A 14,713-nucleotide genomic window follows, 5' to 3' on the forward strand; every position below is an offset into this window, starting at 1 on the left:
CTTCTACCTCCCCAGGATGACCGGCGTGTCGGGGCGAACCCACAGGCCGATGCGGTCGCCCGGACGCGGCTCGCCGGTTTGCGGCAGGAGCACCGTGGCGCGAAAGCCGTCATCCTCCGTATGGCGAACCTTCGCCTGATGGTGCGTGCCGAGGAAGGAGACGCTTTCGACGACCGCCTGGCCGAGCGACTGGCGGCCGTCCTCGCCCGGTTCGGTGTGGAAGTGCTCCGGCCTGATCGACAGCGTCACGCGGTCGCCCGGCCGCCAGGAGCCCGCCTCCTCGACGAGGATGTCGCCTGCCGCCGTCAAGACGCGGGCGCGCCCCGCCTCGATGTGGGCGATGGTGCCGGCGAGGAAGCAGCTCAGTCCCATGAAGTCGGCCGAGAACCTCGAGCGTGGCCTGAGATAGACCCGCTCCGGCGGCCCGTCATCCTCGATGCGGCCCCCGTTCATCACGACGATCCGGTCGGCGATGGCCATCGCCTCCTCCTGGTCGTGCGTCACATGGACGAAGGTCGTGCCGACCTCGCGCTGGATCCGCTTCAGTTCCTCCTGCATCTGCCGCCTGAGCTTCATGTCGAGCGCGCCCAGCGGCTCGTCGAGGAGAAGGACGGCGGGGTCGACGGCGAGCGACCGCGCGAGCGCCACGCGCTGGCGCTGGCCGCCCGACAGTTCGTGCGGCTTCTTGCGGCCCTGCCCGCCGAGGCCGACGAGGGAGAGCATCTCCTCCGCCTTCCGGTCGCGCTCGCGGCGGCCGACGCCGCGCATCCGCAGGCCGAAGCCGACATTGGCGAGGATCGTCATGTGGGGAAAGAGCGCATAGTCCTGGAAGACCGTCGTCGTCGGCCGCTTCGCCGGCGGCACGAGCGTCATGTCCTCGCCGCCGATCGACACATTGCCCGCCTGCGGCACGAGGAAGCCGCCGACGATCGACAGGAGCGTCGTCTTGCCGGAGCCGGACGGCCCCAGGAGCACGGCGAACTCGCCCTGCCCGATCTGAAGCGACACGTCGTCGAGCGCGACGAAGCTGCCGAAGCGCTGGGTGACGCCTCTGATGTCGATGCCGGCGCTCGTCATGCCGGCCGCCTCCGCCGGAGCACCGTCAACTCGAGCATCAGGACGAGGACCACGGAGATGCCGAAGACGAGGCTCCCGGCGGCGTTCGTCTTCGGGTTCAGGCCAGAGCGCAGCATGTTCCAGATTTCCACCGGCAGCGTGACGTCGAAGCGGGTGAGCAGGAAGGAGATGATGAACTCGTCCCAGGAGAAGGTCATCGACAGGAAGAAGCTCGCGAAGAGCGACGGCCACATCATCGGCACGGTGACGAGCGCGAGCACCTGCCACTCCCGCGCGCCGAGGTCGCGGGCGGCGCGCTCGGCGTTCGCCTGGTGCTCGCCCATCTGCGAGAAGACGATGGCGAAGCACAGCGGCATGTTGATCACGACATGGCCGATGCCGGCGGCGAGCAGCGACCTCGGGAAGCCGATCGCGTTGAACGTGATCAGCAGCCCCATGCCGATGATGAGGTAGGAGACGGTCAGCGGCGCGACGAGGAGCGCCTTCTGCAGGCCGGCGCCTGGCAGGCGGAAGCGGGCGAGCCCATAGGCGGCGAGGAAGCCGAGCGTCACCGCCGCCGCCGAAGAGAGGAGCGCGACGAAGACGGAGTTGACGAGCGCGGCGGTGAGGCGGCGGTCCGCCAGAAGCTCCTCGTACCAGCGCAGCGAGAAGCCCTGGAAGGGCGGGATCGGGAAGCGGCCGTCCTGGAACGAGAACAGGACGAGCACCACGACAGGCAGGAAGATGAAGCCGTAGATCGCCGCCGCATAGAAAGCCGCGAGAATGTTGCCGATGCGCATTCCCTGCCCTGCCCGCATCAGGCGCGCTCCAGCTTCAGCCAGCGTGCGCACGCGACGTAGACGAGCGTGACGACGACCATCAGCAGGATCGCGAGCGCCGAGGCGGTGGGGAAGTCGGCGCGCCGGCCGATCTGCAGCATGATCAGCTGCGGCATCACGAGCTCGGAGTTGCCGCCGAGAATCTGCGGCGTGATGTAGTCGCCGATGCACAGCACGAAGGTGAGGAACGCGCCGACCATGATGCCCGGCAGGGTGAGCGGCAGGATGATGTGGACGAAGGTCGCGACCGACCCCGCTCCGAGATCGGCGGCCGCGCGCCGGTAGTTCTTCGGCAGCTGCACGAGGTTCGCGTAGATCGTCAGAGTCAGGAGCATCACGAAGAAGTGGACGAAGCCGATGATCGTGGCGGTGCGGCTGTTGGCGAGCGACAGCGGCTCGTCGACGAGGCCGACGCCCTGCAGCGCCTGGTTGACGACGCCGTTGTTGGCGAGGACGAGGACCCAGGCGTAGGAGCGCACGACGTAGGACGTCCAGAAGGGCAGGATCGCGCAGACGAGGCCGATGCGCTGCCAGCGCGGCGGCACCTTCTCGGCGAGGATCCAGGCCAGCGGGTAGGCGAGCAGGATCGACAGGACGGTCACGATGAGCGTGACCTCGAGCGAGTTCAGCATCGCCTGGAGGAAGTGCCCGCGGGCGAAGAACTTCGCGTAGTTGGCGAAGCTCCAGCTCGCGACCAGTTCCGTTCCGACGCGCTCCCACAGCGAGACGACAGCCATCACCGCGAAGGGGACGCAGAAGAAGGCGATCGTCCACAGGAGGGCGGGCGCGACGAAGGCCCAGGGCCTCATGTCGCCCCTGCCGCGCCTGTCGACGATCGCCATGTCTCGCCCCCGCCCGGTGCCGCGCGTTCAGTGCTGCAGGAATTCCGCCCAGACGTCCTGCATCTGGGCGTCGAGCTCGGCGTCGGGAGCCGGATAGAGCTGCACGTTCTTCAGGTACTCTTCCTGGTCGTCCCAGCGCAGCGCCTGCTTCTGCTGGTCGCTCAGGTGCTCGCCCGCCGCCTCGTTCGCCGGCATCGCCCAGTAGCAGGAGGAGGTCGCGAGCTTCGCCTGCCCCTTCGGCGAGAGGATGTACTTCACGAACTCCACCGCGAGGTCCTGGCGCTCGGAATCGGCGAAGATCCCGATCGACTGCGACCACATCACCCCGCCCTGCTCCGGCAGGATCCAGTCGAGGTCCGGGTTGTCCTGGCTGAGACCCGCCGTCACCCACTCGCCGCCGCCGACGAGCACGTCGACCTCGCCCGTGGCCAGTGCCGTCTGCGAGGCCACCACTTCGCCGACCAGCGCGGCATTGTCCTTGAGCTTGAACAGCGTGTCGCGGATCTCCGGCAGGTCGTCCGCCGTCAGCTCCGCCGTGTTCTTGCCGAGCCCCATCGCCACCATGCCCATCACGGGCAGGTAGTAATCGTAGACGGCGATCCTGCCCTTCAGGCTTTCGTCCTCCCACAGCTTCGTCATGTCCTGCATCGTGGACGCATCGACTTCCGCCTTGTTGAAGGAGACGGTGTTGTAGCCGAACTTCTCGGTGACGGCGTAGCGCTTGCCGTCGATCACCTGCTGCTCCTCGAGCGCGACCTCGGGGAAGATCGTCTCCGGCACGGCTTCCGCCGGCAGCTCGCCCAGTATGCCGGCCTCGACGACGCGCGGCACGTCGATGCCGTCGACGACGAGGACGTCCCAGTCGCCCGGCCGCGACTGCTCGATGAGGGAGAGCGCGGTGCCCGTGCCCTCGTATTCCTTGAGGTTCACGCGGACGTCGTGCGCCTCCTCGAAGGGCCGGATCAGCCCCGGATCGGTGTGGTCGCACCAGACGAGCGCGTTGAGCTCCTGCTGCGCCATCGCGGGCGCCGCCGCCATCAGCGCGCCTGCGGACGCAGCGACCGCCAGAAGGCTCTTCCCCATGATCGTGGTCATCTCGTTCCCCTTCGGTGTGTCCGATGTTCGTCGGGTGCCGCTGCGGCCGCTCTTCGCGGCGGCCCGTCACGGCCTCAATAGGCGACGCCCGGCAGGACGCAGAGCATCTCGTAGAGCAGGTTCGCACCGATCAGCGCCGTGTTGCCTGACGGGTCGAAGGGCGGCGAGACCTCGACGAGGTCGCCGCCCACGAGGCTGAGCCCGCGGCAGCCGCGCACGATCTCGAGCGCCTGCCAGGTCGTCAGCCCGCCGACCTCGACCGTTCCCGTGCCCGGTGCGAAGGCGGGATCGAGCGAGTCGATGTCGTAGGACAGATAGACCGGGTGATCCGGCCCGATCCTGCCCCTGATCTCCTCCATCAGGGGCGTCATCGACTTCCACCAGCACTCCTCCGCCTGCACGACGGTGAAGCCCTTCTCACGCGCCCAGTCGAAGTCGGCCGGAGAATAGCCCGTGCCGCGCAGGCCGATCTGGAAGACCTTGCCGGCCTCGAGGCAGCCGTCCTCGAAGGCGCGCCGGAAGGGCGTGCCGTGCGCGATCCTCTCGCCGAACATCTCGTCGTTCGTGTCGGCATGGGCGTCGACATGGATGAGCGCCACCGGCCCGTGCCTCTTCGCCATCGCCTTGAGGATGGGATAGGTCAGCGTGTGGTCGCCGCCGAGCGTGAGCGGGATGCAGCCGTGGCCGAGGATGCCGTCATAGGCCGCCTCGATGAGGCCCACCGTCTTCTTCAGGTCGAACGTGTTGATCGCGACGTCGCCGATATCGGCGACCTGCAGGCTCTCGAAAGGCCTCGCGCCGGTGCCCATGTTGAACGGCCGCAGCATGCGGGATTCGTCGCGGATCTGCCGTGGGCCGTGCCGCGTGCCGGCGCGGTTCGACGAGCCGATATCCATCGGAATGCCGACGAAGCAGGCGTCGAGGCCTTCCGCCGTCGCCTGGGCCGGCAGGCGCATCATCGTCGCCGGGCCGCCGAAGCGCGGCATGTCGTTGCCGCCGAGCGGCTGGTTGAGCGCTCTTCCGCCCACGCCTCTTTCCCTCCCTCGTCGGCGGCCGACACTGCCGCCACGTCTGGTCCCGTCCGGGCAGATTAGGCTTTTGCGAAACTTTGATGGAATAGGAGACGCTCAAACGTTGGCTTGACGATCCTCAAGGTGAAAGCATGCGCTTCTCCGGCTCCGACCTCCGCCTCCTGCAGGTCTTCGACGCCGTCGTCCGCAATGGCGGGTTCTCGGCGGCGGAGGCCGAGCTCAACATCGCCTCGTCGACCATCTCGAACCACATGACGGCGCTCGAGCAGCGTCTCGGCATCAAGCTCTGCCAGCGGGGCCGGGTGGGCTTCGCCCTGACCGAGAAGGGGCGCCGGGTGCACGAGGCCGTCCGGCGGCTCTTCCGGGGCATCGCCGACTTCGAGGCCGACACCGAGGCTTTGCGCGGCCGGCTGACGGGGGAGCTCAGGATCGGCCTCGTCGACAGCCTCGCGAGCGATCCGAACTGCCGCCTCACCGCCGCGATCGCCCGCTTCAAGACACTCGCGCCCTACGTTTCCCTGCAGCTCGTGCAGGAGCGGCCGCAGGAGCTTCAGGCGCGGGTGCACGACGGCACCTATCACTGCGGCTTCGGCTCGTTCCCGCACACGATCTCGGGGCTCGACTGCACGTTCCTCTACGAGGAGGCCCACTTCCTCTACATCGGCCGCGGTCACCCGCTCTTCACGAAGCCCGAGGATCAGATCAGCCGCCAGAGCCTGCAGAAGCACGCCATGGTGCGCCGCGGCTACTGGCGCGAGCAGGACCACAAGCGCTTCGACCTCGGGCCCGTCGAGGCGACGGTGCACCAGATCGAGCCGCAGCTGATGCTGGTCATGTCCGGCCGCTATGTCGGCTTCCTGCCGGACCACGTGGCAAAGCCCTGGATCGCGTCGGGCGACCTCCGGGAGATCCTGCGCGACGAGATCGCCTATGTCTGCCGCTTCGAGCTCGTCACAAGGACGGGGCACCGGATGACGGAGGTCCTGCGCAGCTTCATACGTTGCTGCTCAGAAGCCCATCGCGGACCTGCATCCGCGCGCCCGGAGGCGAAGACGCCGGTTCCGAACCGGTCCGGCGGGCCGCCCTTCGGCAGCGCGACGACCTCGGCCTGACCTGTCCGCTCATCGGCCGCGGCGCAGAGTGAGGTCGAGCCCCTAGAACCGCGACCCGCGCATGGCGGGGGTTGCTTTCGCCCGGTCCTCCGGGCGCCGGCACGCGGCTTTATGAGCAGCAGGGGCGCGGCACCGGCCGCCAGATGGTCACTTCATAGGCAAAAGCCGGATAGTGCTTTCTATGCCTACTTTGTCGTGGTGGCACGGATGGCAGGCTGGCGGCCCCTCGCGGCGAAGGCGTTCGGCGGACGCCGAGGCCGGCGTCTCCGAGAAGAGCCCCCAACCGGCGGAGTGAGGCGGAATGTCCGAGAAACTGACGGGAAGCCTCCTCTATCTCGACGACGTGAGCGTCTCCTTCGACGGCTTCAAGGCGCTGAACGCCCTCTCGCTCGTCATCGGTCCCGGCGAGATGCGCGCGATCATCGGGCCCAACGGCGCCGGCAAGACGACGATGATGGACGTGATCACCGGCAAGACCCGCCCCGACACGGGCACCGTCTATTTCGCCGGCACGACGGACCTGACGAAGCTCGACGAGGCCGAGATCGCCAATCTCGGCATCGGCCGCAAGTTCCAGCGGCCGACGACGTTCGAGAGCCAGACCGTGCGGGACAATATCGAACTGTCGCTGAAGGCTCCGCGCGGTCCCTTCGCGACGCTCTTCCACAAGCTCGACGACGACCAGCGCGACCGGATCGACGAGATCCTCGAGACGATCAGGCTCACCGAGCAGCGCGACACCTTGGCCGCCAATCTCAGTCACGGTCAGCGGCAGTGGCTCGAGATCGGCATGCTGCTCGCGCAGGAGCCGCAGCTTCTGCTGGTCGACGAGCCGGCCGCCGGCATGACGGACGCGGAGACGGAGCAGACGGCCATTCTCCTCAAGGAGATCGCGAGGACGCAGTCCGTCGTGGTCGTCGAGCACGACATGGATTTCGTGCGCGGCCTCGGCGTGAAGGTGACCGTGCTGCACGAGGGCTCGGTGCTCGCCGAAGGCTCGCTCGACCACGTCTCGGCCGACAGCCGGGTCGTCGAAGTCTATCTCGGGAGGTAACGGTGCTCGCCCTTCACTCCGTCGACCTCCACTACGGGGCCGCCCAGGCGCTGCGCTCCATCGAGCTTGCCGCCACGCCCGGCGAGGTCACCTGCGTGCTCGGACGCAACGGCGTCGGCAAGACCTCGCTTCTCAAGGCGATCGTCGGCCACCATCCCGTGTCGCGGGGCCGCGTCGTCTGGCGCGACGAGGAGGTGCAGCGCCTGAGGCCCTACGAGCGGGCCCGGCGCGGCATCGCCTACGTGCCGCAGGGCCGCGAGATCTTTCCGCTGCTGAGCGTCCACGAGAACCTGCAGACGGGCTTCGCAGCCCTCCCCCGCGGCGAGAAGCACGCGATATCGGACGAGATCTACGAGCTGTTTCCGATCCTGAAATCCATGCGCAGCCGGCGCGGCGGCGACCTCTCGGGCGGCCAGCAGCAGCAGCTCGCGATCGGCCGCGCGCTCGTCACGCAGCCGAAGCTCCTCGTCCTCGACGAACCTACCGAGGGCATTCAGCCGTCGATCATCAAGGATATCGGGCGCGCCATCGACTACCTCCGTAGGAAGGGCGACATCGCGATCCTGCTCGTGGAGCAGTATTTCGACTTCGCGCGCGACCTTGCGGACGGCTTCGCGGTGATGGATCGTGGCGAGATCGTGATGTCGGGTCGCAGGGAAGAGATGGTGGAGGAGGATGTACGCCGCCGTCTCACGGTCTGAGCGCTTCGCAGCCGACCGGCCCGCCCGGACGTCCCTCGAGCGATCGAGCGGGAGCGCACGCCTGAGCGTGATCCGGGCCGCCGGTGGCGGGCGGGTGGAGGAAGCCTATCAGCGCGGCGCCCTCCGCCTGCGTTTCCCCCGCGTCTCCGGCAACCCCGTTCCGGAAGCCGTCCTCATCAACACGGCCGGCGGCGTCACGGGCGGCGACAGGTTCGACGTCTCGGCCACGATCCGCGACGGCGCCGCAGCGACCCTGACGACACAGGCCGCCGAGAAGGTCTATCGATCCTCGGGCGGCGAGGCCGAGCTGAGGGTCGACCTGCGCGTCGGTGCCGGTGGCCGACTGGAGTGGCTGCCGCAGGAGACGATCCTGTTCGACCGCGGGCGGCTCAGGCGTCGTCTCGAGGTCGACGTCGCCGAGAGCGGCCGCATCCTCCTCTGCGAGCCGGTCGTCCTCGGGCGCACGGCGCATGGCGAGACGGTGCGGGCGGGCCTCTTTCGGGACAGCTGGCGCGTGCGCCGCGCGGGGCGCCTCGTCTATGCGGACGAGGCGAGGCTCGGCCCAGACATCGCGGCGGCGGCGGGCGGCAGCGCCGTGCTGGGTGCGAACCGTGCCTTCGCAAGCATTCTTCTCCTCGAGCCCCGCGCGGAGGAGAGGCTTTCGGCCACGCGAGCGGCGCTGGAAACGACGGTGGACGTAGAAGCGGGCGCGAGTGCCTGGGACGGCATGCTTGCGGTGCGCATGGCGGCGCCCGGCGGTCTCGCGCTCAAGCGCGCGGCCCTTGCGGCCCTCGTCGCGCTGGGCGCGGTCGTGCCGAGGGTCTGGAGCATCTGAGCGAAACGTTTGAGGGGGGTGCGTAGTCGTGAAGCTGACGCCACGGGAGAAGGACAAGCTGCTCGTCGCCATGGCCGCCATGGTGGCGCGAAACCGGCTCGAGCGCGGCGTGAAGCTCAACTATCCGGAGGCGGTGGCACTGATCACCGAGTTCGTGGTCGAGGGCGCGCGCGACGGCAGGCCCGTGGCCGATCTGATGGAGGCCGGTGCCCACGTGCTGTCGAGCGACCAGGTGATGGCCGGCGTCGCGGAGATGCTTCACGACGTGCAGGTCGAGGCGACCTTTCCGGACGGCACGAAGCTCGTCACCGTGCACATGCCGATCCGCGGCGAAGCTGCCGCGCCGCTGCGGCCGGGCGAGATCGCGGCGGTCGCCGGCGAGATCGAGCTCAACGCCGGCCGCGAGACGGTCACGCTGACGGTCGCGAACACCGGCGACCGGCCCGTGCAGGTGGGGTCGCACTACCATTTCTTCGAGACGAACGACGCGCTCGACTTCGACCGCGAGAAGGCGCGCGGCCTGCGGCTCGACGTCCCGGCCGGCTCGGCGGTGCGGTTCGAGCCGGGCCAGGAACGCGAGGTCACGCTCGTGCCCCTGGCCGGCCGTCGGCGCGTCACGGGCTTCAATCAGAAGATCATGGGAGACCTCTGATGCCTTACCGGATCTCCCGCCCCGCCTATGCCGACATGTTCGGACCGACGACCGGAGACAAGGTCCGGCTCGCCGACACCGATCTGTGGATCGAGGTCGAGGAAGACCGCACGATCTACGGCGAGGAGGTGAAGTTCGGCGGCGGCAAGGTCATCCGCGACGGCATGGGCCAGAGCCAGGCGTCCCGGGCCGAGGGCGCGGTCGACACGGTGATCACCAACGCGCTGATCGTCGACCACTGGGGCATCGTGAAGGCCGATGTCGGCCTGAGAGACGAAGTGATCGTCGGCATCGGCAAGGCCGGCAACCCGGACATCCAGCCGGGCGTCGACATCGTGATCGGCCCTTCGACCGAGGCGATCGCCGGCGAAGGAAAGATCCTGACCGCCGGCGCGATGGACGCCCACATCCACTTCATCTGCCCCCAGCAGGTCGAGGACGCGCTTTGTTCCGGCGTCACGACGATGCTCGGCGGCGGCACGGGACCCGCCACCGGAACGAACGCGACGACTTGCACGCCGGGCGCCTGGCACATCGCCCGGATGATCGAGGCGGCGGACGGGCTGCCCATGAACCTGGCCTTCGCCGGCAAGGGCAACGCCTCGACCGCGGCGCCGCTCGTGGAGCAGGTGCTCGGCGGCGCGTGTTCCCTCAAGCTCCACGAGGACTGGGGCACGACGCCCGCGGCGATAGACACCTGCCTCTCGGTCGCCGAGGAGCACGACGTGCAGGTGATGATCCACACCGACACGCTGAACGAGTCGGGCTTCGTCGAGAACACGGTGGCGGCCTTCAAGGGACGGACGATCCACGCCTTCCACACCGAGGGCGCGGGCGGCGGCCACGCGCCCGACATCATCAAGGTGTGCGGGCTGCAGAACGTCATCCCCTCGTCGACGAACCCGACGAGACCCTACACCGTGAACACGGTGGACGAGCATCTCGACATGCTGATGGTGTGCCACCACCTCGACCCGTCGATCCCCGAGGACGTCGCCTTCGCCGAAAGCCGCATCCGCAAGGAGACGATCGCGGCCGAGGACATCCTGCACGACATGGGCGCCTTCTCGATCATCGCGTCCGACAGCCAGGCGATGGGCCGTGTCGGCGAGGTCTTGATCCGGACGTGGCAGACCGCGCACAAGATGAAGGTCCAGCGCGGACGGCTCGCCGACGAACGCGGCGACAACGACAATTTCCGCGTCCGTCGCTACGTGGCGAAATACACGATAAACCCGGCCATCGCACACGGTCTCGCGGCCCATATCGGCTCGGTCGAGACCGGCAAGCGGGCCGACCTCGTGCTGTGGGACCCCGCGTTCTTCGGCGTGAAGCCGGACCTCGTGCTGATCGGCGGCACGATCGTCGCCGCTCCCATGGGAGATCCGAACGCGTCGATCCCGACGCCGCAGCCGGTGCACTACCGGCCGATGTTCGGCGCGTTCGGCCGGTCGCTCACGAGATCGAGCGTCACCTTCGTCTCGCAGGCCTCCCTCGACGCCGGCATCGCGGGGCGGCTCGACGTGGGAAAGACCCTCCTGCCGGTCGTCGGGACCCGCAGCATCTCGAAGGCCAGCATGGTGCTGAACAACATGACGCCGGAGATCGAGGTCGACCCCGAGATCTACGAGGTCCGCGCCAACGGCGAGCTCCTGACGTGCAAGCCGGCCGAGATCCTGCCGATGGCGCAGCTCTACTTCCTGTTCTGAGACCGAGAGGCTTCCATGTTGCGTGCAACGAGGGTTCTGCCGTCCGGCTCCTTCGAGCCCCCGATCGACACCGTGACGCTCGACCACGACGGGCGCCACCGCCGCCGGATGGTGCTCACCGGTGATCACGGCACGGAGTTCCTGCTCGACCTGCCCGAGGCACGGGCGCTGCGGGAGGGCGAGGGGCTCGAGCTCGAGGACGGCCGCGTCATTCTCGTCTGCGCTGCGCCGGAGAAGCTCATGGAGGTGACGGCGGGCAACCGCCACGCCCTGATGCGCATCGTCTGGCACCTGGGCAACCGGCATCTGCCGGTCGAGATCGAGGTCGACCGTGTGAGGCTGCGGCCCGACCATGTGATCGAGGCGATGATCGTCGGGCTCGGCGGGAAGGTCGCCCACGTCGAGGCGCCGTTCCACCCCGAGACAGGCGCCTACCATCACCACGATCATCGCCACGGGGCGGCCTCAAGCCACCCCGCCTCCGCGCGTGACGGCCAGCATCCGCAGGAGGCCACGTGAGCGCCGATCGGCTCGGCCCGTCCGGCCTCTACCGACTGATGAGCTGGCTCTCGCCGGCCTTCCCCATAGGGGCGTTCAGCCACAGCCACGGCCTCGAATGGGCCGTCCACGACGGCACGGTGCGCGACGCCGCGACGTGCCGGGCGTGGATCGCCGGAATCCTGAACCACGGGGCCGGCTGGCAGGAGGGGGTGCTTCTCGCGGCCGCTTGGCGCACCGCCAGGGCCGGCGAGCGCGAGGAACTCGAGGAGATCGACGCGCTCGCCCTGGCGCTCGCCCCCTCCCATGAGAGGCGGATCGAGACGACGTCGCAGGGTGCGGCCTTCGAGCGGACAGCCTGCGATGCCTGGGGTACGGGCCCTGGGGAGGCGGTCGGAGAGCGAGCCTACGCCGTCGCCGTGGCGGCGGCCGCCGCGCGTCACGGCGTGCCGCTCGAGGCCACGCTCCTCGCCTACCTGCACGCCGTGGCGTCCAACCTCGTCTCGGCAGCGATCCGCCTCGTCCCACTCGGCCAAACGGACGGTCAGCTCGTGGTGGCAGCTCTCGAAGCGGAGATCTCGGCCCTCGCGGAACGGGCGGCCCGGTCGACCCTCGACGATCTCGGCGGGTTCGGCTTCCGCGCCGACATCGCCTCGATGAAGCACGAAGAACAGCATGTGAGGCTCTTCAGGACATGACTTCGCCCCACGGACCATTGCGCGTCGGCATCGGCGGCCCCGTCGGCTCCGGCAAGACCACGCTGACCGAGAAGCTCTGCAAGGCGATGCGCGATCGCTATTCGGTGGCGGTCGTCACGAACGACATCTACACGAAGGAAGATGCGCTGATCCTCAACAGGCTTCAGGCCCTGCCGGAGGATCGTATCGTCGGCGTGGAGACGGGCGGTTGCCCGCACACGGCCATCCGCGAGGACGCGTCGATCAACCTCGCGGCGATCACGGACCTCAAGCGGCGTATCCCCGATCTCGACGTCGTCTTCATCGAGTCGGGCGGAGACAACCTGGCCGCCACCTTCTCGCCCGAGCTCGCCGACCTCACCATCTACGTGATCAGCGTCTGCCAGGGCGAGAAGATCCCGCGCAAGGGCGGCCCGGCCATCACGCGATCGGACCTCCTCGTCGTGAACAAGACGGACCTCGCCCCTCATGTCGGAGCCGATCTCGACGTGATGGAGGCGGACACGGCGAGGGTTCGCGAAGGCCGCCCGCACATCTTCACCGATCTTCTGCGGGCCCGCGGCCTCTCCGAGATCGTCGGCTTCATCGAGCGATCCGGCGGCCTTGCGCCCGCGGCCTCTCACGATCGCCTCCCGGCCTGAAAGTAGCACCAGCAAGAGGAATGAGAATGCACATGAAGACCGGACTGGCGCTCGCAACGCTGGTCGCAGCCACCTCCCCCGCCCTCGCCCATGTCGGCCACGGGTCCGCCTCCGGGTTCGCGGCCGGGCTGGCGCACCCGATCCTCGGCATCGACCACCTGCTCGCAATGTTCGCCGTGGGCGTCTGGGCCGTGGTGGCCGGGGGCAAGGCCACGCTCATGTGGCCTGGCGCCTTCCTCTCGGGGATGGTCCTCGGCTCTCTCCTGGCGCTCGGCGGGGTCGCGCTCCCGATGGTCGAGCCCGCGATCCTCGCTTCCCTCATCGTCGTCGGCGCGGCACTGGCCCGGGCCTTGCCCGTGTCACTCTGGTCGGGAGCCTCGGCTCTCACCGCCTTCGGGATGTTCCACGGCCACGCCCACCTTCTGGAGATCCCGACATCCGCGGCCGCGGCCGAGTATGCCGCAGGCTTTCTTCTTGCGACGGCAGGACTTCATGCCGCTGGAGCCGCTGTCGCTCTGGTTGCCCGCGGCGCCTCCCGCCTGTCGGCCGTGCCGCGCGCGCTGGGATGGGTGGTCGTGGTCGCCGGGGCTGCTCTCGGCTTCGCCTGAGGCGGTCCGGTCCGGAGCGGAGGAGCGGTTGCAGATCGCTGGACCGAGCGGAGCCCGGGGTCAGGCTTCGAGCCGGCGCTCGACGATCCGCGCGAGGATCGAGGCTCCGACCGGCAGGATCCCGTCGTCGAGGATGAAGCCCGGATTGTGCAGCGGCACGTTGCCCGCGTGACCGACCCAGCAATAGGCGCCGGGAACGACCTGCAGCATGTCGGCGAAATCCTCGCTGCCCATGAAGGGGCGCGGCGTCGTGTCGGCTCCCGCCTCGCCGACGACGTCCGCCACCGCCTGCCGCAGCTCCTCGGTTTGTGCGGGACGGTTCTCGAGCACCGAGAAGACGTTCCGGACGTCGACCTCGATTTCGACGTCGAAGCTCGTCGCGAAGCCCTCGCAGAGCCGCTTCAGCCGCGCCGCCGCGAGCTCGCCCACAGCGTCGTCGAAGTAGCGGATCGTGCCCGCCAGCTCCGCCTCCTCGGGGATGACGTTGTAGGCCGAGCCGGCCGAGATGCGGGTGATCGACAGGACGGCGGCCTTCAGCGGATCGACGTTGCGGCTGACGACGCTCTGCAGGCTCTGGGCGAGCGCGGTCGCGACGACCACCGGATCCTTCGCGTCCTGCGGCCGCGCCGCGTGGCTTCCGCGGCCGCGGATCGTGACGTCGAAGAAGCTCGCGCCGGCCATCGCCTTGCCGGGGAAGACGGAGACGTGTCCGGGCTCGAGGTCGGGCGCGTTGTGCAGTCCGTAGACCTCGTCGCAGGGAAACCGCTCGAAGAGCCCGGCGGCGATCATCGCGCGGGCACCGCCGAGCCCCTCCTCGGCCGGCTGGAAGATGAAGACGGCCGTCCCCGCGAAGTCTCGCATCTCGGCGAGGTAGCGCGCCGCACCCAGCAGCATCGTCGTGTGCCCGTCATGACCGCAGCCGTGGAAGCGGCCGGGATTCTTGGAGCTGAACGGCAGGTTCGTCAGCTCGTCCATCGGCAGCGCGTCCATGTCTGCGCGAAGGCCGATCCTGCGGTCGCCATCGCGCGCGCCCCTCAGGATGCCCACTACGCCCGTGCCGCCGATGCCGGTGTGGACCTCGATGCCCCATCCGGCCAGCCGCTCCGCCACGATGGCGGCCGTCCGCGTCTCCTCGAAGCCGATCTCGGGATGGGCGTGCAGGTCGTGGCGGATCCCGACGAGTTCCTCGGTGAAGGCGGAGATCCGGGGAATGACGGTCATGTGGAGCTCCTTCACGGGCTGTTTGTCGGCGGACACTAGATCACGATGATCTTCCGGTCGATTCTAGTGGTTTGGAGCGGAACGCGGGCGAAAAGCGGTTCCCACGTTTCCTCATCACGCT

The 14,713-nt window shown here is 68.8% G+C and carries 16 protein-coding genes; 10 read left to right on the top strand and 6 right to left on the bottom strand.

The annotated features are described in order from the left end of the window. Nucleotides 1-3: 3 nt before the first annotated feature. The 5 genes from N177_RS22380 to speB all read right to left on the bottom strand — a co-directional run bounded on the left by N177_RS22380 (nucleotide 4) and on the right by speB (nucleotide 4,860). Nucleotides 4-1,077, bottom strand: a complete 1,074-nt coding sequence (locus tag N177_RS22380; protein ID WP_023432306.1) for an ABC transporter ATP-binding protein — start codon at nucleotides 1,075-1,077, stop codon at nucleotides 4-6. Further along, on the bottom strand, nucleotides 1,074-1,874 hold the full coding sequence (locus N177_RS10570) for an ABC transporter permease (RefSeq protein WP_023432307.1): 801 nt from the start codon (nucleotides 1,872-1,874) through the stop codon (nucleotides 1,074-1,076). Before N177_RS10570 ends, N177_RS22380 begins: the two co-directional genes overlap by 4 nt. Then, nucleotides 1,874-2,737: an ABC transporter permease gene (locus N177_RS10575; RefSeq protein WP_023432308.1), complete on the bottom strand. Its 864-nt coding sequence runs from the start codon at nucleotides 2,735-2,737 to the stop codon at nucleotides 1,874-1,876. Before N177_RS10575 ends, N177_RS10570 begins: the two co-directional genes overlap by 1 nt. A gap of 27 nt (nucleotides 2,738-2,764) precedes the next feature. After that, nucleotides 2,765-3,832 (bottom strand): extracellular solute-binding protein, encoded by a 1,068-nt coding sequence (locus N177_RS10580; protein ID WP_023432309.1) that lies wholly within the window; start codon nucleotides 3,830-3,832, stop codon nucleotides 2,765-2,767. Nucleotides 3,833-3,906: 74 nt separating this feature from the next. Continuing rightward, entirely contained in the window at nucleotides 3,907-4,860 is a 954-nt protein-coding gene (gene speB, locus N177_RS10585; RefSeq protein ID WP_023432310.1) for an agmatinase, read from the bottom strand. Nucleotides 4,861-4,994: 134 nt separating this feature from the next. Here speB and N177_RS10590 point away from each other — a divergent pair, with 134 nt between their 5' ends. The 10 genes from N177_RS10590 to N177_RS10635 all read left to right on the top strand — a co-directional run bounded on the left by N177_RS10590 (nucleotide 4,995) and on the right by N177_RS10635 (nucleotide 13,371). After that, complete coding sequence (locus tag N177_RS10590) at nucleotides 4,995-5,975, top strand: LysR family transcriptional regulator (protein ID WP_023432311.1); 981 nt, start codon at nucleotides 4,995-4,997, stop codon at nucleotides 5,973-5,975. Between the two features lie 301 nt (nucleotides 5,976-6,276). Then, the gene (gene urtD / locus N177_RS10595; RefSeq protein WP_023432312.1) at nucleotides 6,277-7,029 is read left to right on the top strand and encodes an urea ABC transporter ATP-binding protein UrtD; all 753 of its coding nucleotides are present in this window, start codon (nucleotides 6,277-6,279) and stop codon (nucleotides 7,027-7,029) included. Nucleotides 7,030-7,031: 2 nt separating this feature from the next. Beyond that, a complete protein-coding gene (gene urtE, locus N177_RS10600; protein ID WP_023432313.1) occupies nucleotides 7,032-7,730 on the top strand; it encodes an urea ABC transporter ATP-binding subunit UrtE in 699 nt (232 codons plus the stop codon). Nucleotides 7,731-7,797: 67 nt separating this feature from the next. Continuing rightward, nucleotides 7,798-8,565: an urease accessory protein UreD gene (locus tag N177_RS10605; RefSeq protein WP_210163431.1), complete on the top strand. Its 768-nt coding sequence runs from the start codon at nucleotides 7,798-7,800 to the stop codon at nucleotides 8,563-8,565. 28 nt (nucleotides 8,566-8,593) lie between these two features. After that, nucleotides 8,594-9,217, top strand: a complete 624-nt coding sequence (locus N177_RS10610) for an urease subunit beta (RefSeq protein WP_023432315.1) — start codon at nucleotides 8,594-8,596, stop codon at nucleotides 9,215-9,217. Further along, the gene (gene ureC / locus N177_RS10615; protein ID WP_023432316.1) at nucleotides 9,217-10,926 is read left to right on the top strand and encodes an urease subunit alpha; all 1,710 of its coding nucleotides are present in this window, start codon (nucleotides 9,217-9,219) and stop codon (nucleotides 10,924-10,926) included. The genes N177_RS10610 and ureC overlap by 1 nt, the downstream gene beginning before the upstream one ends. Before the next feature lie 15 nt (nucleotides 10,927-10,941). Next, the gene (gene ureE, locus N177_RS10620) at nucleotides 10,942-11,445 is read left to right on the top strand and encodes an urease accessory protein UreE (RefSeq protein WP_023432317.1); all 504 of its coding nucleotides are present in this window, start codon (nucleotides 10,942-10,944) and stop codon (nucleotides 11,443-11,445) included. Then, nucleotides 11,442-12,122 carry an urease accessory protein UreF gene (locus N177_RS10625; RefSeq protein ID WP_023432318.1) on the top strand — a complete coding sequence of 227 codons (681 nt, stop codon included), beginning with the start codon at nucleotides 11,442-11,444 and terminating at the stop codon, nucleotides 12,120-12,122. The genes ureE and N177_RS10625 overlap by 4 nt, the downstream gene beginning before the upstream one ends. Beyond that, nucleotides 12,119-12,763, top strand: coding sequence for an urease accessory protein UreG (ureG, locus tag N177_RS10630; RefSeq protein ID WP_040485562.1), 645 nt, complete (start codon nucleotides 12,119-12,121; stop codon nucleotides 12,761-12,763). Before N177_RS10625 ends, ureG begins: the two co-directional genes overlap by 4 nt. Before the next feature lie 32 nt (nucleotides 12,764-12,795). After that, the gene (locus N177_RS10635; RefSeq protein WP_200863388.1) at nucleotides 12,796-13,371 is read left to right on the top strand and encodes a HupE/UreJ family protein; all 576 of its coding nucleotides are present in this window, start codon (nucleotides 12,796-12,798) and stop codon (nucleotides 13,369-13,371) included. 60 nt (nucleotides 13,372-13,431) lie between these two features. On the opposite strand, the gene N177_RS10640 is transcribed toward N177_RS10635, so the two are convergent. Next, complete coding sequence (locus tag N177_RS10640) at nucleotides 13,432-14,592, bottom strand: M20 aminoacylase family protein (protein ID WP_023432321.1); 1,161 nt, start codon at nucleotides 14,590-14,592, stop codon at nucleotides 13,432-13,434. Nucleotides 14,593-14,713: the final 121 nt, after the last annotated feature.

Origin of the sequence: Lutibaculum baratangense AMV1, assembly GCF_000496075.1 — a bacterium.
Taxonomy (GTDB): Bacteria; Pseudomonadota; Alphaproteobacteria; order Rhizobiales; family Tepidamorphaceae; genus Lutibaculum; species Lutibaculum baratangense.

Coding starts and splice junctions, on each gene's coding strand:
- N177_RS22380 (WP_023432306.1), bottom strand. CDS start 1,077: ATGACGAGCGCCGGCATCGACATCAGAGGCGTCACCCAGCGCTTCGGC.
- N177_RS10570 (WP_023432307.1), bottom strand. CDS start 1,874: ATGCGGGCAGGGCAGGGAATGCGCATCGGCAACATTCTCGCGGCTTTC.
- N177_RS10575 (WP_023432308.1), bottom strand. CDS start 2,737: ATGGCGATCGTCGACAGGCGCGGCAGGGGCGACATGAGGCCCTGGGCC.
- N177_RS10580 (WP_023432309.1), bottom strand. CDS start 3,832: ATGACCACGATCATGGGGAAGAGCCTTCTGGCGGTCGCTGCGTCCGCA.
- N177_RS10590 (WP_023432311.1), top strand. CDS start 4,995: ATGCGCTTCTCCGGCTCCGACCTCCGCCTCCTGCAGGTCTTCGACGCC.
- urtD (WP_023432312.1), top strand. CDS start 6,277: ATGTCCGAGAAACTGACGGGAAGCCTCCTCTATCTCGACGACGTGAGC.
- ureC (WP_023432316.1), top strand. CDS start 9,217: ATGCCTTACCGGATCTCCCGCCCCGCCTATGCCGACATGTTCGGACCG.
- ureE (WP_023432317.1), top strand. CDS start 10,942: ATGTTGCGTGCAACGAGGGTTCTGCCGTCCGGCTCCTTCGAGCCCCCG.
- ureG (WP_040485562.1), top strand. CDS start 12,119: ATGACTTCGCCCCACGGACCATTGCGCGTCGGCATCGGCGGCCCCGTC.
- N177_RS10635 (WP_200863388.1), top strand. CDS start 12,796: ATGAAGACCGGACTGGCGCTCGCAACGCTGGTCGCAGCCACCTCCCCC.
- N177_RS10640 (WP_023432321.1), bottom strand. CDS start 14,592: ATGACCGTCATTCCCCGGATCTCCGCCTTCACCGAGGAACTCGTCGGG.